This is a genomic window from Caballeronia sp. INML2, from assembly GCF_023631365.1.
Taxonomy (GTDB): domain Bacteria; phylum Pseudomonadota; class Gammaproteobacteria; order Burkholderiales; family Burkholderiaceae; genus Caballeronia; species Caballeronia turbans.
In genome coordinates, this window is sequence record NZ_JALQDH010000079.1 from 47,561 (window position 1) to 66,391 (window position 18,831).

An 18,831-nucleotide genomic window follows, 5' to 3' on the forward strand; every position below is an offset into this window, starting at 1 on the left:
TTGGGATTACACCGGGTCGGTGTCTCGCCTTACTGGACCCATTCGATGGCTCAAACGGGCGATAACCGCCCTTGCTCATCGGATAGGTCGGCAAGTCGGTTGTCCCAGAGCCGGCGTTTCTCATCCCGGCGCATCAAGGTTGGCGTTTGCTGCGGCCGCAAGCGGGCTTGCCGGCCGGCGTAGTTGAACCCGCCACTGGCTTGCTGGCAGGTTTGCTGCGTCGCTTTTGTGCGCTGAATGGATTAGCGCTGGACAGGCTTGTGCCTGTTCCGCCGGCCACAGCGCGCTGCGCGGCAGGCTTGCGTTTGTCCTCGCCGCTTTGCGGGCGCGTTTTTTTGGTGAGCTTTTGCATGGCGCCCGGCGCAGCTTGCGGCACTTTGGGCTTCTTGGGTTTTTTGGGTTTCTTGATGATCTGGCCCGTCGCGCTGGTTTGCGGCACGCGGTGTTCGGCTTCAAAGCCCGGCTCTTCTTCGCGCGGCAGTGTTTGCCGAATCAACGCTTCAATCGCAGCCAGTTGCGGCGCTTCATCGGCACACACGAGGGACACCGCCACGCCGCTTGCGCCCGCACGGCCAGTACGCCCAATACGATGCACATAGTCTTGGGCCACGATCGGCAGATCGACGTTGATCACCAGCGGCAGGTCGTCGATATCCAGCCCGCGCGCGGCCACGTCGGTGGCGACCAGCATATTCACTTCGCCCGTCTTGAAGCGCTCCAGGGCACGCAGGCGCGCGGGTTGCGGTTTGTCGCCGTGAATGGTGTCGACCGCATAGCCCGCTTCATCCAGCATGGCCGCCAGGTAATCCACGCCATTGCGTGTTTTGACGAACACCAGCGCGTGCTCCCACTTGTTCTCAGCCACAAGGTGCATGAAGAGTTCAGGTTTGTTCCGCTTATCGACCGGCACCACCCATTGCTCGATGTTGCCGGCCGCGGCATTGGGCGGGCTGACGCTGATATTGACGGGGCTGCGCAGAATGCTCGCCGCGATGGCGCGAACATCATCGGAAAACGTGGCGGAGAACAGCAGGGTCTGTCGCCGAGCGGGCAAGGCAGCAAAGACGGCGTCGAGTTCGCGCGCAAAGCCCAAATCTAGCATGCGGTCGGCTTCATCCAGCACCAGCGTTTGTACTTCATCAAACTGCACGGCGTTCTGGCGATTGAGATCTAGCAAACGGCCCGGCGTGGCAACGAGCACATCCACGCCTTTGCGCAACTTCATCATCTGCGGGTTGATACTCACACCGCCGTAGGCGGACAGAAATCGTAAGTCGAGGTCTTTGCCGTACTCGATAAAGCTTTGCAGCACTTGTTCGGCCAGCTCACGCGTGGGCACCAGAACCAGAACGCGCGCGCGGTTGCTGGACACCGCCGGGCCATGTTGCATCAGCCGTTGCAAAAGCGGCAACGCGAAACCCGCCGTCTTGCCAGTGCCGGTCTGTGCCGCCGCCATGACGTCCTTGCCACTGAGCACAAGAGGAATCGCCTTGACCTGCACCGGCGTAGGTGTCTGGTAATTGAGGCGCTGCAAATTGCGCAGCAACGGATCGATCAGGCCAAGCGAGGCAAAAGACATGCACGTATTCCGGGATAAAACCGCAATTTTAGCGGTTACCGCGTTGATCGCGCCGCGCAGGCCGATCGACGCCAGGGACGCCTCTGTTGCTTGGCCAGACTCTGTCTCGAACTGAACTTGAACCTCGTCATCGACGGAAGGAAGCCATTCTCCAGGCCCGAAACACGCGCGGTGAAACGATCCTTCCGTCAGGGCAATCTATACCAGCGCTAATGAAATTCCGGCACGCATCAGTAGTCCCACTGCACCGGTATGAAACGAAAGCCGTCACCGTTCTTTGCGACGTGACCGATGGACGGGAACGCGATATGTGCAGCAGCCAGCAGAGCGCCCGTTTTAGCGGCTTCGTCCAGCAGCGCCACCCGTACGTCCGCGGCCACTTCGGGATCGTGCTCGAAGCCATTCTGCCAATCGGGATGGTCGAAACCGACTTCGAAGATCGCGTCGCCTACGAAAGTCAGCCTTTCTCCGCCTGATGCGACGTCCACGACGCAGTGTCCCGGTGTGTGCCCACCCGTCACGCGCGCCTTCACGCCCGCCGCGACCTCGACGGTCTGATTGAACTGCACGATGTTTTCGCTGTATCGCTCCATGAACTTCGCGGCAGCCTTGCGAAGCGCGGGGGGCACCGTTTCCGGCATCACTGTCCTGGTGAAGTCCGGATTCTTCCAGAATTCCACTTCCGCAGCCGACACGTGGATGCGCACTTCGGGGTTCAGCCTGGCCTTGACTCCGTCGACGTTCAGCCCACCGACGTGATCCATGTGCATATGCGTAATCACGATATCGGTGATCGCTGCCAGGTCGATGCCGGCCGATTCCAGGCGCATGACCGATCGACCGGCACGCGTGAAGTATTCGAAACCGTCACCCACGCCTGAGTCGATCAGGATTACGCGTTCTCCGCTGCGCACGAGCGCAATATTCAACGCCCAGTCGAACGTGTCACGTTGCAGGAAACGACCGTCGAACCAATCATTGCGGTCAGCTTCGCTCGCGTTAGTGGACATGGTGGAGGTGGGCAGCGGCAGAATGCCGTCGCTGATCATGACGACGTCGACGTCGCCCACGCGCACGGCGTAGCGCGACGGCACGAGTTCGCCAGAACCTTCCTTGCCAAAGCTGGCGGTAACCGGCCGGACGTTGCGGGTTGTTTCTCTCATTTCAGTACTCCGTTTCCTTCGGTGGGTAAGCCGCACTGGGCGGCCGGCTCACGAGCACGGTCACGCATCTGACGCTTCGGTTTGCCCGTGATTCGACCGACCGCGTGACAGATGCTACTCACGAGAGAAGATCGCCAGTAGCATCGCGATTGCGTACAGGATGTTGTCCCACCGGCAACAATCAACGAGGACCGGTACGACGGCGCCGGCCTCGGCTTTGTCGACGGCCTCACGCGGTCATGAGTCTCGCCTCCTCACCAACGAGCATCCGGTGCGGGCCATCGTCGTGCAGCGCCCGCGCGATCGGCATGGTTCGCTCTATGGGAGAAAGGGTGCCGATCGCTTCGCTACTCGCCGCGCGCAAGGCTCGCCGCGACCGCCTCATCCGCGCATTGCAACAAGCCCTGAATCAGGCGCGCTCGCGGCGATGCCCTTTGCCACACCATGCCGAAGCGGCGCGGTTCCGTCCGAACCGGCAACGCGAGCCGCGCGACGGAAAGCGCCGACGTCACCGGCGAGACGATGTCCGGCACCAGCGACACGCCGAGGCCGCGATCGACCATCATCGCAATCGCCATCAGCGCGTTCAGCTCGAAAAGCTCGTGCGGCACGATGCGTGCGGCCTGCAAGTACCGATCCGCCTGCTTGCCGCCGCCGAGCGTGCGGTCATAGCGGATGAACGGCTCGCGCCGCAGCAGTTCGTGCGGGTCTTCGTGCGCAAGCCGCGCCGGCGCGAGCACGACGAGCGGCTCCTCGCGCAGCAGATGCCAGTCGTATGCCTTGGGCAGCGCGAACGCGGGATGCAGGCAGATGGCGACATCGAGATCGCCGCGTTGCAGCGTGTCGTAAAGCTCCATCGAGGTGCCCGCGCGAATCAGCAACTTCGCGCGCGGGAATTCGCGCGCGAAATTGGCCAGCACATCGGGCAGCAGGCTCAGAAGCGCCGTCGTGATCGTGCCGATGCGCAGTTCACCCGTCGCCTCGCCTTCGAGCGCATGCGCCTTCAGATCCGCGAAATCCGCGACGAGACCCCGCGCCCGCTCGATCACGCGATGCCCCGCCTCGGTCGGCATCACGGTGCGGCCGGAGCGCACGAAGAGCGCGATGCCCAGTTCGCGCTCGAGCGCCGACATCTGCTGCGCGATCGCCGCCGGCGTCACGCCGACGCGGCGCGCGGCCTCCGCCATCGATCCCGTATCGACGACGAGCAGCAGATTGGAGAGAAATGCCGTGTCCATCGGATAGATTTACTTATCTTTAAAGATAGCTGTAGATAGTTTATCTAAAACGTGAGCATCCGTAGACTGGGCGGCATATCGAAAAATGAAGGGAGACACATGAGAAGCAAGCTCTTCGTGCCGGCCTCGCGCCCGGAACTCTTCGCCAAGGCGCTCGCGAGCGCCGCCGACGCCCTCTCGTTCGATCTGGAAGACGCTGTTTCGCACGAGCGCAAACCGCAGGCGCGCGCCGATTTGCGCGCGCTGCTCGCCACCGACGACGCCCTCGCGAGCGACAAGACGCTCATCGTGCGCGTCAATGCGCTATCGACGCCGCACTTCGCCGCCGATATCGACGCCGTCGCGCGCAACGGCGTGTCCCTGATCAATCTGCCGAAGCCCGAGCATCCCGACGACGTGCTGGCGGCCGCCGCGGCCCTCGAAGCCGCCGAGCGCGCGAACGGCGTCACCACGCCGATCGGCCTGCTGCTCAACGTCGAGTCGCCGCGCGCATTGCACATTGCCGCGGAACTGGCGCTCGCGCATCCGCGCGTCGCGGGCTTGCAACTCGGCCTGGGCGACCTGTTCGAGCCGCTTTCGATCGCGCGTCGCGAAACGGCCGCGATCCAGCAGGCGATGTTCGCGCTGCGCATCGCGGCAGGCGAAGCCGACGTCTTCGCCTACGACACCGCGTTCGCCGACATCAAGGACAGCGACGGCTTTCGCGCCGAGGCGCGGATGGCGCGCGCATTCGGTTTCATCGGCAAGAGCTGTATTCATCCGAGCCAGATCGCGATGGCGAACGACGTGTTCCGTCCATCCGATGACGACATCGCGCATGCGGTGCGCGTGGTCGAAGCCGCACGCGAGGCGGATGCGAAAGGCATCGGCGCGTATCTCGTCGACGGAAAGATGATCGACCCGCCCTTTGTCGAGCGGGCACGCGTGCTCGTCGCGGATGCCGTGCGGCTGGGTCTGCTCTCTGAAGCTCAGCGCGCCTCGGCAAGAATCTGAAAGGAGAAGGTTTCATGGAACAGAACGTCGAACGCGGCGGGCCGCTGGCGGGCGTGCGCGTGCTCGATCTGAGCGCCTATATCGCCGGTCCTTACGGCTGCACGCTGCTCGCGGATCAGGGCGCGGAAGTCATCAAGATCGAACCGCCCGCGGGCGATAACCTGCGCAAGTATCCCTCGACGCTCGAAGGCGAAAGCCGCGCGTTTCTCGGCGTGAATCGCAGCAAGCGCGGGCTCGTGCTCGACCTCAAGCAGGCGGACGCGCTCGACGTGCTGATCGCACTCGTGAAAGAGGCCGACGTGCTCGTCCACAACTTTCGACCGAGCGTGCCCGCGCGGCTCGGCATCGCGTACGAGCAGCTGCGCGCGATCAATCCGCGCCTCGTCTATTGCGCGGTGACGGGCTATGGCGAAACCGGTCCGAACAAGGACAAGGCGGGCTACGACCAGGTGCTGCAAACGATGACCGGCATGTGCACGCTGCAAGGTGCGGCCGGCGGTCCTCCCGAAGTGCTTTACGGCTCGGTCGTCGATTACTACGCGGCGGCGCTCGTCGCATCGGGGGTGTCGTCGGCGCTGTTCGCGCGCGAAAAGACGGGCGAAGGGCAATACGTCGGCGTGTCGCTGCTGCGCAGCGCGCTCACGATGCAATCGGCGCGCATGATCTGGGCGGACGGCGAGCCGAAGGACGTCGGCCGCGACATGCGCTCGGGCGGGATCACCGGCATTCATCCGACGCGCGAAGGGTATCTCTATCTCTCCGCGAACACGCCGCATTTCTGGAAGTCGCTGTGCGCGCTGACCGGTCTCGATGCGCTCGCGGCCGACGAACGTTACGACACGGTGCGCAAGCGCGCGGTGCATCGCGATGAGATCGTGCCGAAGCTGCACGCCGCGCTCGCGCAACGCACGGCGCTCGAATGGGAAGCGCTTTTCGGCGATGCCGTTCCGTGCGCGGCCGCGCGCAGCGTCGAAGACATGTTCGACGATCAGCAAGTGCTCGCCGAGGACATGGTCGCGCGCTTCGACTATCCGGGCGTGGGCGCGTATCGCGGATTCAAGCATCCGGTGCGCTTCACTTCGACGCCCCTGCCCGAGCCGTTCGCCGCGCCCGCTTTCGGCCAGCACAGCGATGCGCTGCTGCGCGAAGCCGGCTTGAGCGATGCAGCAATCGAAGCGCTGCGTACGAAGCGCGCAGTGCTTTGAGCGGAGACTCTTCGTAATGAAATGCGATTCCCACATTCATATCTATGACCGCGCGTTCCTGAAGCCGGGCGATTCCCAGGTCTTCGTCGAGCATGCCGATGTCGCCGCGTACCGCCAGGTGCAGTCGAAGCTCGGCACGCAGCGCGTCGTGATCGTCACGCCGCGTGTGTACGGCACGGACAATGCCGTCACCGTCGACGCGATCCGTCAGCTCGGCATCGACAATGCGCGCGGCGTCGCGGTGCTCGATCCCGACGTCACCGACGACGAACTGGATGCGCTGAACAAGGGCGGCATTCGCGGCATCCGCTTCACGCTCTATACGGCGCAGAACGCGGCAGTCGGCTTCGACATGGTCGAGCCGCTCGCACGGCGCGTCGCGGAACTCGGCTGGCATGTGCAGCTGCACTGGACCGCGGAGCAGATCGTCGAGCACGAAGCGCTGCTGCATCGCCTGCCCGCGAAGATGGTCTTCGATCATCGCGCGCGCCTGCCGTCGAAAGACGGCGTGCGGCACGCGGCATTCGGCATCGTGCGCCGTCTCGCCGATGCGGGCCGCGCCTGGATCAAGCTCTCCGGTCCTTATCTCGACTCGGCGGCAGGCCTCGGCAACCGCTACGACGACATTACGCCGATGGCCCGCGCATGGGTGCAAGCCGTGCCCGAGCGCCTCGTGTGGGGAAGCGACTGGCCGCACGTGACGGAGACCCACAAGCCCGACGATGCGTTCCTGCTCGACCTGCTCGCCGAATGGGCCGAAGACGATGCGGCACGCGAACGCATCCTCGTCACGAATCCCGCCGTGCTCTACGGCTTCGCAATCTAAAAGAACAAAGACTTCAGGAGACACCGCATGAAATCCGCCGCCGCACCGACGCCCGTGCGCAAGACACGCTTCACCGAAGCGACCATCCGGCTCTTCGAGCGCGTCATCCCCGATCCTTTCGTGCTCGCGATACTGATCACCGCGATCGTCGCGGTGCTGTCGCTGATCTTCGCGCCACATGCTTCCGTGCCCAAAATGATCGGCGGCTGGTACAAGGGCTTCTTCGACATTTTCACGTTCGCGTTCCAGATCACGCTCGTGCTCGTCACGGGCCATGCGTTCGCGCACGCGCCGCCCGTGCAGCGCGTGTTCAAGGCGCTCGTGTCGATCGCGCGCACGCCCGCGCAGGCGGGCGCGCTTACCTTCGTGCTCGTCGCGGTGACATCGTTCTTCAACTGGGGCATGGGCCTCGTCGTCGCCGCCTTGCTGGCGCGCGAAGTGGCCAAGCGCATGCGCGTCGACTTCGCGTGGATCGTCGCGGCGGGCTTCTCCGGCTGGGTCGTGTGGGCGAGCGGCATTTCGAGTTCCATCGCGCTCGCGCAATCGACGCCGGGCAGTTCGATGAATGTCGTGCAAAAGCTGACGGGCGCCGTGCTGCCCTTCGGCGAGACGGTGTTCACGCGCTTCAATCTCGTGCCGACGCTCGTGATGCTCTTCGCCATGCCTTTCGTGCTCGCCTGGCTCAAGCCGCGCGATGAAGACGCCGTCGTGCTCGACACCGCCCGGCATCCCGACGAGCCGATCCGCAAGCGTCCCGACGGCAAGCTGAGCTTCGCGCGCTGGATCGAGCATTCGTGGATCGGCAGCGCGTTCATCGGCGCTGCGGGCATTGCGTTGATCGTCCTCACGCAGTTCCAGCACATCGCGTTTTCCGGCGTGAATGCAGTGATCTTCGTGATGTTCATCGCCGGTGTGATCCTTCACGGCTATCCGCTCGCCTATGCGGACGCGATCAGGAACGCGGCGAAGCAGACCGGCTCGATGATGCTTCAGTACCCGCTCTACGGCGGCATCATGGGCATGATGGATGCGACCGGCCTGCCCGACGTGATCTCGCACTTCTTCATCGCCATTTCCAACGCGCACACGCTGCCGTTCTGGAGCTACGTGTGCTCGCTCATCGTCACTTTCTTCATTCCGAGCGGCGGCGGACACTGGGCCGTGCAAGGTCCGTTCGTCGTGCCTGCCGCGGTCGCGCTGCACGCCTCGGTGCCCGCGACGACGATGGCCGTCGCGATGGGCGAGCAGGTCTCGAACATGATGCAGCCGTTCTGGGCCGCGCCCGTCGTCGCGATGGCGGGCGTCGGCGTGCAGCGTGTACTCGGCTTCACGGTGATGACGTTCGCCGTCGGCCTGATCGTCTACGGCGCGGCCTTGCTGATCTTCGTCTGAAGCGCGATGAACGGTGCGCATCGGCGGCGCGTGGCTGCGCTGACTCGCGCTGACGCCGGCGCAACGCTTCGACTACGCGTAGCGCCGCGCTTCGTCCATCAGTTCCGGCGTGCCGATGATCGCGTTGATCTCGTCGAAGTCGGCCATGCGCTCTTTCCACGGCGCACTCGTGCGATGCTCGCGCAGGCTGCCGTAGAAGCCTTGCAGCGCATGCGCGACCGCGCGCGCCGCGCCGCCCGGAAAGATCACGATGCGAAAGCCGCGTGCCGCCAGCGCATCGGCGCTCTGCACCGGCGTCTTGCCCCCTTCGACCATATTGGCGAGCAGCGGCACGCGTGAGGCGAAGCGCGCACAAGCCGCATCCATCTGCTCGGCCGAGCGCAGCGCTTCGATGAATAGCGCATCGACGCCCGTTTCCAGATAACGTTCGGCGCGTTCGAGCGCGGTATCGAGACCCTCCACCGCGAGCGCGTCCGTGCGAGCCAGAATGAGCGTGTCGCTGCGTTCACGCGCATCGAGCGCGGCGCGCAGTTTGCCGCACATCTCCGCGACGGGAATCACGCTCTTGCCGTCCAGATGACCGCAGCGCTTCGGGAAGGTCTGATCTTCAAGCTGAATCATCGCGGCGCCCGCGCGTTCGAAGCCACGAACCGTGCGCTTGACGTTCAGCGCATTCCCAAAGCCCGTGTCGGCATCCACGATGACCGGCAGCGACACCCGCTCGGTGATGCGCGCGAGCGTATCCGCGACTTCGGTGAAGGTCGTAAGACCCACGTCGGAGCGTCCCAGCTTCGTATAGGCGATCGACGCGCCCGACAGATACAGCGCATCGAAACCGGCCTGCTCGGCGATCAGCGCGGAAAGCGCGTCGTAGACGCCGGGCGCGAGGACGGTTCCGTGCGCGAGTTGTTCAGCGAGAGTCATGCGTTCATCGCTCCTTGACGCTGTAGCGCTGCTTCAGCAAATTGAAAAGCCCGCCTGCCTCGGCCATGTCGAGCAGGAACGAAGGCAAAGGCTCGCAGACGAGCGTTGCGCCGCCGGCGCGCGTAATGCGCCCGTGCAGCGGATCGATGGCTATGCGCTCACCCTCTTCCATCGCTTCAGCCTCTGCGCACGTGAGCAGCACGAGTCCCACGTTGAACGCGTTGCGAAAGAACAAGCCGCTGAACGCGGGCGCGATCACCGCGCGCACGCCGAGCCGCACGAGCGCGGCCGGCGCCTGCTCGCGCGACGAACCGATGCCGAAGTTCGGCCCCGCCACGATGACGTCGCCGGGTAGCACGTTCGCCGCGAACTCCGGGCGCTGCCGTTGCAGGCAATGCCGCGCGATCTCGTCGATGCCGAATTTCATGTACGCGCCGGGCGCGAGCGCATCGGTATCGATGTCCGCGCCGACGCGCCAAACGCGATGCGTCTCGATGCCTTCGCTCATGCCATCACCTCGCGCGGGTCCGTGATGCGCCCGCGCAATGCGGACGCCGCGACCGTGAAGGGCGAGCCGAGATAGACCTGCGCCGTTTCAGCGCCCATGCGGCCTTTGAAGTTGCGCGCGGTGCTGGAAATCACGGTGCTGCCTTCGGGAATCTGTCCGCCGTAGCCGGAACATGCGCCGCACGATGTGCCGAGCACCTGCGCGCCGGCGTCTTCGAGAATCGACATCACGCCTTCGCGGCGCGCGGCTTCGCGATCGTGCACGCTCGCGGGCGCGACCATTAGTTGCACGCCTCGCGCGACGCGCCGATGCTCCAGCACGCTGGCCGCCGCGCGCAGATCGTCGAGCTTCGCGCCCGTGCATGCGCCGATGTAGGCAACCTGCACGGCTACGTCGCCGAAAGCGTCAACGTCACGCGTATTCGCGGGACTGTGCGGCGCGGCCACCTGCGGCGCGAGCGCGCCGGCATCGAAGTCGTGAGTTTCGGCTTGTGCATCGGGATCGCTTTGCCAGTGCGCGATGTCCGTCTCGTCGGTCACGCCCGCTGCGCGCAGATAGTCGAGCGTCACCGCATCCGGCGCGATCAGGCCCGTCTGCGCGCCCATCTCCGCGCTCATGTTCGAGAGCGTCATGCGCTCCTGCATCGACAATGCGGTAACGGCTGCGCCGCAGAACTCGACCGCCTGATAGCGCCCGCCGTTCATGCCGAAGCGGCCGATCATGTGCAGCATCATGTCCTTCGCCGTGACGCCGCGCGCAAGTCTTCCGCGCCAGTGCATGCGCAGCGTCTCGGGCACGCTCGCCCAGATCTGCCCCGATACCGCGACGCCCAGCATCTCCGTGCTGCCGATGCCGAACATGTATGCGCCGAACGCGCCGCCCGTCGGCGAGTGCGAATCGCCGCCGACGCAGAACATGCCAGGTCGCACGTGCCCATGCTCCGGCAGCACGACATGACAGATGCCGACGCTGTCGTACACGTTGGGCAGGCGCTGCTCCGTGGCCCACTCGCGCGCGATGCGCACGATGCGGCGCGATTCGTCGTCTGCTTCGGGCACGTAGTGATCGATCACGAGCACGATCTTCGACGTGTCCCAGAGCGGCCCGCCGAGCGCCTCGAGCATCGGCTTCAGACGGCGCGGACCGCTCGAATCGTGGAACATCGCAAGATCGACATCGCAGGTGACGATCTCGCCCACCGCGACTTCGGCGCGCCCGCACGCCTTCGCGATGAGCTTTTGCGCGAGCGTCTGAGGCGCGGCCATGGTCGCGCTCAATCGACCATCTGCGCGACCTGCCCTGCTTCGAGCAGCAGGCGATCGTGCGTGGAAGGCAGCTCCGCGAACGGGCGGCGATATTGCGCCCACATGCGCAGGTCCTCGGGCTTGTGGAACACTTGAGCGTCGGGCATCGCGGGCCACTCGGACACCGTGAGCCACAGGCGCAGCAGATGACGCCGCTCGTGGAGCGCCTGTGCATCGACATAATCGGTGCGGCCGTGCACGAGCACGCGATTGTTCAGGAACTGGATGTCGCCGTCGCGAAAGCCCATGTCGAGATAGAACTCCGGCGACGCCGCGATCTTGCGCACCATGTAGAGCGCCTCGGACTCCACCTCGCTGAACGGAACCTGGCCGCTCTTCTCCGCCAGACGCGCATAGCCGGTCGGCAGATAACAGATCACCTCGCCTGCACTGTCCGTGAAGAACGGCACCTTGTGCTCGCTGAACGTGCGGGTCGCGCGGCGGCCGTCTTCATCGGTGCGCTTGCACCACAGACCTTCGCGCAGCGCTTCGAGCAGATCCGGGCGCGTGCGCAAGAGTTCGTTGTGCACGGCGAGCGCGCTGGAGATGCGGCTTTCGCCGCCGGAGATCGCCGTGCGCAGACACATGAGCCCGATGATGTCGCACGAATCCGTGTGCATGAGCTGCCCTCCGCCCTTGCGATAGCCGCGCGATTTCGGCTCGTAGTCGCTCACGTTCACCACGTGGCCGAGCACGTCGCCGAGATACGACTGGGTCACAGGCTTACTGACGTACGAACCGAGGCCGAAGTAGATCCGCGTCATGTCGTCGTCGGAGTAACGCTCGCGCGGCAGGCCGCGCAGCATCATGAAACCCCGCCCGTTGCGCAGGAAACCGGGCAGCTCGCGCATGAAGCGGCCCATCGTGTCGAGCGGGAAGGTCTCCGGGCTGATGTCGGGAAAGTCGATGTCGCCGAGCGAATGCAGATGCGCGAGCGCGGCGTCGATTTCAGCGATCTCCGCATCCGTGAGGACGTGCAGGCCTTCGCGCGTCCAGTCGAGTTCGGGGCCTTTCCAGACAGCGGGGGAATCGATCGGTTGTCCTACTCGGTTCATCTCATGCTCCTCGATGGAAATGGTTCAGGCGCGCACGGCGTCGTGACATGCGTCGATTACGGCGCCGCAGCCGATGAGTTCGTCGAACGCACACTCGCCGATAAGCGGCGCGAGAATCTCGCGCGAATGCTCGCCCTTTTTCGGCGCGGGACGCGTGAAGCCGCCCGGCGTCGCCGAAAGACGCGCGACCACGTTATGCACGGCGACGTGACCGAGCTCGTCGTCTTCGATCTCGACCAGCGCTTCGCGTCCGGTGACATAGGCATCGGATGCAAGATCGCTCGCGTCGAGCACGGGACCGGCCGTGACTTCCGCGCGCGCGAAGAACGCGAGGTTGTCCGCGAGCGTGCGCGCCCGGATGAAGGAACCGACCACCTGGTCGACTTCATCCACATGCTGGAGGCGCGCGCTGTTGGTCGCGTAGCGCGAATCGGTGTTCATGTCCTCGCGGCCGATCGCGGCGAACAGGCGCTGCGCCATGCTCTGCGTCGACGTCGAAATGCAGAGCCACTTGTGGTCGGCGGTTGCGTAGGTATTGCGCGGACAGGTGGTGCTCGAGCGGCTGCCGGTACGCGCCTTCACCTCTCCGGTGAGCCGATAGTTCGCGACCTGCGGACCGAGAATCGAAAGCATCGGATCGAACAGCGACAGGTCGATCACCTGCCCGTTGCCGCCGTTCACGCGCGCTTCCCACAGCGCGACCATCGCGGCGTGCGCGCCGTAGAGGCCCGCGGTCATGTCGCCGAGAAACATCGGCGGCAGGACGGGCTCGCGATCGCCGAAGCCGTTCATCGCGGCGAAGCCCGAATAGCCCTCGACCAGCGTGCCGAAGCCCGGACGCTCGCGGTACGGTCCCGTCTGCCCCCAGCCCGACACTCGCACGATGACGAGCTTCGGATTGGCCGCGTGCAGCGACTGCGGCGAAAGACCCATCTTTTCCAGCGTGCCGGGCCTGAAGCTTTCGACCAGCACATCGGCATCCCGCGCGAGGCTCGCGATCAGCTTCGCCCCGGCCTCGTGATGGAAGTCGATGCACACGCTGCGCTTGTTGCGCGCATACGCCTTCCAGAACACCTCCGCGCCCTGCGTGCGGAAGGCGCGCAGCGTGTCGCCCTTCAAGGGCTCGACCTTGATGACATCCGCGCCGAAATCCGCGAGCTGCAATGTCAACATGTTGCCCGCGACGAGACGCGACAGGTCCACCACCTTGACGCCGCGTAGCGGCCCGATGTGCGATGCGTCGAAGGCTTTGCGCTGCATGGTTCGGATCTCCGGATTACGCTCGTGGCGCGCCGAAAATCCCGGCGCGATGTCATTATCTTCGAAAACAGACATCATGTCTATTTTCGCTTCCGACTTGCGGCGATGAGTTTCGCCGCGAAGCCGGCATCCATCGCCCTTGCGGCCCCCCTGCCTTACACGGCAAGATACGCGGCAACACACAGACAACGGCGCAACCGACCGGAACACAGCAATGGCAACCGAAGAACCCGGCGTCGCGGCGGTCAACCGCGCGCTCTCGATCCTCAAGGCCTTCGAAGACAGCATCGACGGCATGACGCTCACCGATCTCACCAACGCGACAGGCCTCTACCACAGCACCATCTTGCGTCTGTGCGAATCGCTCGAGCACTTCGGCTATCTGAAGCGTCTGGAAGACGGCCGCTACATGCTCGGGCCAATGCTGTTCCATCTCGGCATGATTTATCAGAGCTCGTTCCGTCTGCGCGATTACGCGTTACCGGTGCTGCGCACGCTCGTCAAGGAAACCGGTGAAACCGCCGCGGTCTACGTACGAGAGGGCGACGAGCGTCTGTGTCTCTATCGCGTGGAATGGCAGCGCTCGGTGCGCATGCATGTGCGCGAAGGCGAACGTCTCACGCTCGAGGCCGGCGCGGCGGGTCACGTTCTGCGCGCGTTTTCCGAGGGCACGGTGAAGGGCAATCTGAAGAAGGTGCGCGACCACGGCTATTGCGTGTCCCTCGGCGAGCGCGAGCCGGAAAGCGCCGCGATCGCCGTGCCGGTGTTCCGCACGGGGCAGGAGCTCGTCTGCGCGATTTCTCTCGGCGTGCCGCGCTACCGCTTCGATCGCAAATCCTTCGACGCTTACCTGCCGAAGGTGATGGAAGCGGGCGCGGCGCTCACGAAGGCGCTGGGCGGCGATGTGTCGATGTTCCAGCCGCCCTACGCGCATTTCAGCGGGGTATGAGCGCGTGTTTCTGAGCGCGCGTCAGATGTTCTGCTGAATCGCGGGGCTCGTGCCGTCGGCTTCCGGCTCGCGGCCGTTTATGCGCGATTGCAGCGCCGCGAAGCAGCCCGCGCCGATGACGAGCGCCGAGATCATGAACAGGAAGCCATTGTTGTACGAGCCGCTCGCCTTGACGAGATAACCCACGCCGAGCGGCGCGAGCAGCCCGCCTATCTGCCCGCCCGTATTGATGACGCCTGCGAACACGCCGCGCGCGCCTTGCGGCGCCAGTTGCGCGACCAGGCCCGCATACGGCGAGAGGCAGCCGTACAGCAGAAACGCCGCTGCCGAAAGGCCGATCACGCATGCGACGATATCATCCGCGCTGTACGCGAGATACAGTGCGAGCCCCGTGCAGACATAGCCCACGGCCACGAGCGTCGGCCGCCTGCGATGCAGCAGTCCGCTGCCGAGCCAGCCGAATACCACGATGCCGAGGAAGCCGAAAAGATAAGGCACCGACGCCGCGACGCCCAGCGATTTCAAATCGATATGCCGCTGGTTGGCGAGATACGAAGGGATCCAGCCGAGAAAGCCCCAGTAGCCGACGCTGAAGGTCATATAGCCGAAGAACAGCAGCCAGGTGCTCTTGCGCCCGGCGAACAGACGCCATTGCTCGGCGCGGTTCGCCTTGTCGTGCGTCGTGCGTTCCTTCGCTTCGATTGCCTTACCCGGAATGATGAAGAGGATCAGCAGCGCGACGATCACACCCGGAACCGCGAACACGTAGAACACGTTGCGCCAGTCGCCGTTCATCAGCAGGCTTGTGACGACGGGCGCGACGACCGCCGGTCCGATCGCGAGCGCCGAGAGCCAGACGGCGTGCGCCTTGGCCGCGTCCTTGTGACTGAAGTTGTCCGCGACGGCCTTATAGACGGCCGCGTTGCACGATCCTTCGGCCAGGCCGAAACAGAAGCGCGCCGCGATCAGCACGGCCATCGACGTCGCGAGTCCCGTCATGCCGGTGAAAATCGAGAACAGGACCGGCGCCACGACCAAGAGCGCCTTGGTGCCGAACCGGTCCGCGAGGAAGCCGCCGGGCAACTGCATCAGCGCATAGCCGAGCGCGAAAGCGGCGAGCAGGACGCCGAACTGCGCGGCATCGAGACGCAACGCTTTCATCATCGTCGGGCCGGCGACGGAAATGCTCACCCGATCCAGATAGTTCACGAACTGCAGCAGCCAGGTCAGCGCCAGCAACCGGTATCTCAGACTCATCCTTGTCTCCTCGCTTCGTGCGAATGTCCCTGCGGCCGAAAAATAGAAATCATGTCTATTTTCGCAACGGTAACGGACCGGCAGGGACTACACAAGAAAAGGAAGGTCGGGGATTTCCCCTAGCGCGCCAAAACGCGGCGCGAAAATCGGCGTACGCCGATCCCACGCCGTCACCGCAGCGGAAGGTTTTGAAGGCACAGCGGCCGGAGTTCCGTTAGACGGCACCGGTGCAAAGCTAGACCGCGTCGAGCAATGCGCGCTTGAATCGTGATAAGAACGTCATGCAGGACTATTGGCGCTACGACCACACTTCGGGTGAACCAGGCGCAATCGGAGACATCACGCATCTGCAACGCAATGCGCAACCAGAAAAATGAACGAGACAATGAAACTATTCAGCCTGCATGGCAGGCGGGCCCTGATCACCGGCTCCGGGCGCGGCATCGGCCTGGCGCTCGCACGGGGACTCGCGGGCGCCGGTGCTTCGATCGTGATAAACGATCGCAATGAGCAAAAAGCCGCCGATCTCGCCGCAGACCTGCGAGGCGAAGGCTTCGACGCCGGTTTCGCCGTGTTCGATGTGACCGACCGCGAGCAGGTCGTCGCGGCGATCGAACGTGTCGAGAAGACCATCGGCGCGATCGACATTCTGATCAACAATGCGGGCATCCAGCGCCGCGCGCCGCTCGAAAACTTCGACGAAGGCGACTGGAACGACCTGCTGCGCGTGAATCTCGACGGCGTATTCCAGGTCTCGCAGGCCGTCGCGCGGCACATGCTGGCGCGCGGGCGCGGCAAGATCATCAACATCGGGTCGGTGCAAAGCGAGCTGGCGCGACCGGGCATCGCGCCCTATGCAGCCACCAAAGGCGCCATTCGCATGCTGACCAAAGGCATGTGCGCGGAATGGGCGCGGCACGGCATTCAGGCCAATGCGATCGCGCCCGGCTATTTCGAGACCGATCTCAACCGCGCGCTCGTCGACGATCCGGCTTTCTCGGAGTGGCTCTGCAAGCGCACGCCCGCGGGCCGCTGGGGCCGCGTCGAGGAACTGTGCGGTGCGGCGGTGTTCCTCGCGTCGGCGGCGTCGGACTTCGTGAATGGGCAGACGCTTTTCGTCGATGGCGGATTGACCAGCGTGGTCTGAGCCGGTCGAGCCATGACCGTGTCCGACGACGTAGGAAATCGCGATGCTCTCGATAGTCCCGAAGATATCGGCGATGTGTTCCAAGCTTGCGTTGATGCCGCTCGATCGGCGCCGGTTGACTTGCCACGGACTCCGTGACTATTCTCGTTTCACATGAAAGCGTCGCGGCAAAAGACCGCGCTCAGGAGACTCAGTTGCGTTTCGACCTACAATCGCTGAAGCTGTTCATCGCCGTCTGTGAGCACGGCAGCATCGCGCGGGCAGCAGAATTCGAGAATATCGCCCCTTCGGCGCTCAGCAAGCGCATGTCCCAGCTTGAGGACATACTCAAGACCGCTCTGTTCGTGCGCAGCAACAAGGGCCTGGAACTGACAGTCGCGGCGGCAGCACTGCTGCAACACGCCCGGACGCTTCTGCGCGACATTCAACAGATGGAAAGCGAGCTGCTTGACCACGCCGAAGGCGTGCGTGGTCAGATCCGGCTGCACGCGAGCCTCTCGACCATCGTGCAGTACATTGCCAAAGATATCCGCGTTTTTCTGGACCTGCATCCAGGTCTGCGGATCGACCTACAGGAAAGCCTGAGCCCTGCAGTGGTGCGCGCCGTGGCCGAAAACACTGCCGATATCGGCGTGTTCGGCGGCACCACCGTGACCGCTGGACTGCAGGTCTTTCCCTACCGCAGCGACCGGCTGGTCGTCATCATGCCGCCCGATCATCCACTCAGCCGTGCGGGCCGAGTGAGCTTCCGCGAGGTGGCCGAATACCCGCTCGTAGGACCTCAGGAAGGAAGCTATCTTAATTCGCTGGTGTTGCGCGCAGCGGCAGACCTCGACCACCCGCTTAAGCTCTCTATCCGGGTGAACGGCTTCGAGCCGGTGCGCAGCATGGTCGAGGCGCGGCTTGGCGTCGGGCTTGTACCCGAGCATCATGCTGAACGCTACGTCAGCTCGGCGCCCTTGGTCGCCGTGCTGTTGGACGAGCCTTGGGCTGAGCGGCATTGGAAAATCTGTGTGCGCGAGGCGGAGTCGCTCCCCGCGCCCGTCCTGCTCTTTCTCAAGCATCTGCTAGCAAGTGCGCAGCAGCAAGCCGGAAATCACGAATAGGCGAGCTTCAACCCCGCTTGCGGCCACGACAACGCACCCAGACGTCCGGTGCCGGACATCGTGACATATGCTGTCTTCATGTCGGCGCCACCGAAGCATATGTTCGTCACCATGCCGTCCGGCACCGTGACTTGCCGCATCACCTCGCCAGACGGCGCGACCACGGTGATGCAGCCGGTGACCAACGTGGCCACGCAGATGTTCCCTTCCACATCCACTGCCAAACTATCGAATCGCTGGTAGCCGGCAAGCCCGCACACGAGACGCCCGCCGTGCGGGGATGGATACGGATGCTTGCGTGCCCTGCCCGGTGCCTCCAGGTCAAAAGCCCATAAGCGCGCCGTCTCGGTTTCCGCCACATAGACGGTACGGTCGTCCGGCGACAAGCCGACGCCGTTCGCCGTGGTAAGCGGATAAGCGACTTCGACAATCATCGACCCATCGGCTCGCCCGTAATACAGGCCGGCGTGATCGCGATCACGCAGCCGGTTCTTGCCAAAATCGGTGAAATAAAAACCGCCTTCGTGGTCGAACACGATGTCGTTGGGGCCGCACAGCGGATGATCGCCGCAGCGGTCGTAGAGCGTCGTGAGCGCACCCGTACGCGGGTCGAACCGTTCGATTCGACCGCTCGTATAGCCTGGATGGATACCCGGCCGAGTGCGATTGAGCCCGGCGACGGTACGGAAAAGGAACCCCCCGTTATTGCAGATGTAAAAAGCACCATCCGGACCCAAGGCCAAACCGTTCGGCCCTCCGCCGATTTTCGCAAGGACGCTCACCGTACCGTCAACAGCTACGCGACTGATGGTCTCACGCTCGATTTCGACCAGCACGACCGAGCCATCAGACATCGCCACGGGTCCCTCGGGAAACATCAAGCCTTCCGCGAGGATGCGGACGTCGCTCTCCATGTTCATTCTCC

The 18,831-nt window shown here is 64.3% G+C and carries 17 protein-coding genes; 7 read left to right on the forward strand and 10 right to left on the reverse strand.

From position 1 onward, the window contains the following. Window positions 1-133: 133 nt before the first annotated feature. From NCT32_RS27005 to NCT32_RS27015, 3 genes are all read right to left on the reverse strand, one after another. A complete protein-coding gene (locus NCT32_RS27005) occupies window positions 134-1,579 on the reverse strand; it encodes a DEAD/DEAH box helicase (RefSeq protein WP_061118625.1) in 1,446 nt (481 codons plus the stop codon). A 230-nt stretch (window positions 1,580-1,809) separates the two neighbouring features. After that, window positions 1,810-2,742, reverse strand: a complete 933-nt coding sequence (locus tag NCT32_RS27010) for an MBL fold metallo-hydrolase (RefSeq protein WP_061118626.1) — start codon at window positions 2,740-2,742, stop codon at window positions 1,810-1,812. Window positions 2,743-3,089: 347 nt separating this feature from the next. Beyond that, on the reverse strand, window positions 3,090-3,980 hold the full coding sequence (locus NCT32_RS27015) for a LysR substrate-binding domain-containing protein (RefSeq protein WP_250490641.1): 891 nt from the start codon (window positions 3,978-3,980) through the stop codon (window positions 3,090-3,092). A 99-nt stretch (window positions 3,981-4,079) separates the two neighbouring features. On the opposite strand from NCT32_RS27015, the gene NCT32_RS27020 reads away from it, so the two are divergent. Genes NCT32_RS27020 through NCT32_RS27035 form a run of 4 tightly spaced genes read left to right on the forward strand, consistent with a single transcriptional unit; the run spans window position 4,080 to window position 8,396 of the window. Beyond that, a complete protein-coding gene (locus tag NCT32_RS27020; protein ID WP_061118628.1) occupies window positions 4,080-4,973 on the forward strand; it encodes a CoA ester lyase in 894 nt (297 codons plus the stop codon). 14 nt (window positions 4,974-4,987) lie between these two features. Continuing rightward, a complete protein-coding gene (locus NCT32_RS27025; RefSeq protein WP_061118629.1) occupies window positions 4,988-6,178 on the forward strand; it encodes a CaiB/BaiF CoA-transferase family protein in 1,191 nt (396 codons plus the stop codon). A 16-nt stretch (window positions 6,179-6,194) separates the two neighbouring features. Further along, entirely contained in the window at window positions 6,195-7,004 is an 810-nt protein-coding gene (locus NCT32_RS27030; RefSeq protein ID WP_250490642.1) for an amidohydrolase, read from the forward strand. 27 nt (window positions 7,005-7,031) lie between these two features. After that, on the forward strand, window positions 7,032-8,396 hold the full coding sequence (locus NCT32_RS27035; RefSeq protein ID WP_061118631.1) for a short-chain fatty acid transporter: 1,365 nt from the start codon (window positions 7,032-7,034) through the stop codon (window positions 8,394-8,396). A gap of 72 nt (window positions 8,397-8,468) precedes the next feature. On the opposite strand, the gene NCT32_RS27040 is transcribed toward NCT32_RS27035, so the two are convergent. The 5 genes from NCT32_RS27040 to NCT32_RS27060 are packed head-to-tail and all read right to left on the reverse strand — an operon-like array spanning window position 8,469 to window position 13,447. Then, window positions 8,469-9,320, reverse strand: coding sequence for an oxaloacetate decarboxylase (locus tag NCT32_RS27040; RefSeq protein ID WP_061118632.1), 852 nt, complete (start codon window positions 9,318-9,320; stop codon window positions 8,469-8,471). A 4-nt stretch (window positions 9,321-9,324) separates the two neighbouring features. Further along, entirely contained in the window at window positions 9,325-9,828 is a 504-nt protein-coding gene (locus NCT32_RS27045; protein WP_061118633.1) for a 3-isopropylmalate dehydratase, read from the reverse strand. Beyond that, window positions 9,825-11,093, reverse strand: a complete 1,269-nt coding sequence (locus tag NCT32_RS27050; RefSeq protein WP_061118634.1) for a 3-isopropylmalate dehydratase large subunit — start codon at window positions 11,091-11,093, stop codon at window positions 9,825-9,827. Before NCT32_RS27050 ends, NCT32_RS27045 begins: the two co-directional genes overlap by 4 nt. 8 nt (window positions 11,094-11,101) lie before the next feature. Beyond that, the gene (locus tag NCT32_RS27055) at window positions 11,102-12,187 is read right to left on the reverse strand and encodes a TauD/TfdA family dioxygenase (protein ID WP_061118635.1); all 1,086 of its coding nucleotides are present in this window, start codon (window positions 12,185-12,187) and stop codon (window positions 11,102-11,104) included. Window positions 12,188-12,211: 24 nt separating this feature from the next. After that, window positions 12,212-13,447 (reverse strand): CaiB/BaiF CoA-transferase family protein, encoded by a 1,236-nt coding sequence (locus tag NCT32_RS27060; RefSeq protein WP_061118739.1) that lies wholly within the window; start codon window positions 13,445-13,447, stop codon window positions 12,212-12,214. 214 nt (window positions 13,448-13,661) lie between these two features. On the opposite strand from NCT32_RS27060, the gene NCT32_RS27065 reads away from it, so the two are divergent. Next, on the forward strand, window positions 13,662-14,396 hold the full coding sequence (locus NCT32_RS27065; RefSeq protein WP_061118636.1) for an IclR family transcriptional regulator: 735 nt from the start codon (window positions 13,662-13,664) through the stop codon (window positions 14,394-14,396). A 21-nt stretch (window positions 14,397-14,417) separates the two neighbouring features. Here NCT32_RS27065 and NCT32_RS27070 read toward each other — a convergent pair whose 3' ends face one another. Further along, window positions 14,418-15,653: an MFS transporter gene (locus NCT32_RS27070; RefSeq protein ID WP_061118637.1), complete on the reverse strand. Its 1,236-nt coding sequence runs from the start codon at window positions 15,651-15,653 to the stop codon at window positions 14,418-14,420. A gap of 385 nt (window positions 15,654-16,038) precedes the next feature. Between NCT32_RS27070 and NCT32_RS27075 the strand changes: the two genes are divergently transcribed. Both NCT32_RS27075 and NCT32_RS27080 read left to right on the forward strand, forming a co-directional pair. Then, complete coding sequence (locus NCT32_RS27075) at window positions 16,039-16,800, forward strand: SDR family oxidoreductase (RefSeq protein WP_409219321.1); 762 nt, start codon at window positions 16,039-16,041, stop codon at window positions 16,798-16,800. Window positions 16,801-16,994: 194 nt separating this feature from the next. Further along, the gene (locus NCT32_RS27080) at window positions 16,995-17,906 is read left to right on the forward strand and encodes a LysR substrate-binding domain-containing protein (protein WP_061118741.1); all 912 of its coding nucleotides are present in this window, start codon (window positions 16,995-16,997) and stop codon (window positions 17,904-17,906) included. Here NCT32_RS27080 and NCT32_RS27085 read toward each other — a convergent pair. Beyond that, a complete protein-coding gene (locus NCT32_RS27085) occupies window positions 17,897-18,820 on the reverse strand; it encodes an SMP-30/gluconolactonase/LRE family protein (protein WP_061118740.1) in 924 nt (307 codons plus the stop codon). The two genes, NCT32_RS27080 and NCT32_RS27085, sit on opposite strands and share 10 nt — an antisense overlap. Window positions 18,821-18,831: the final 11 nt, after the last annotated feature.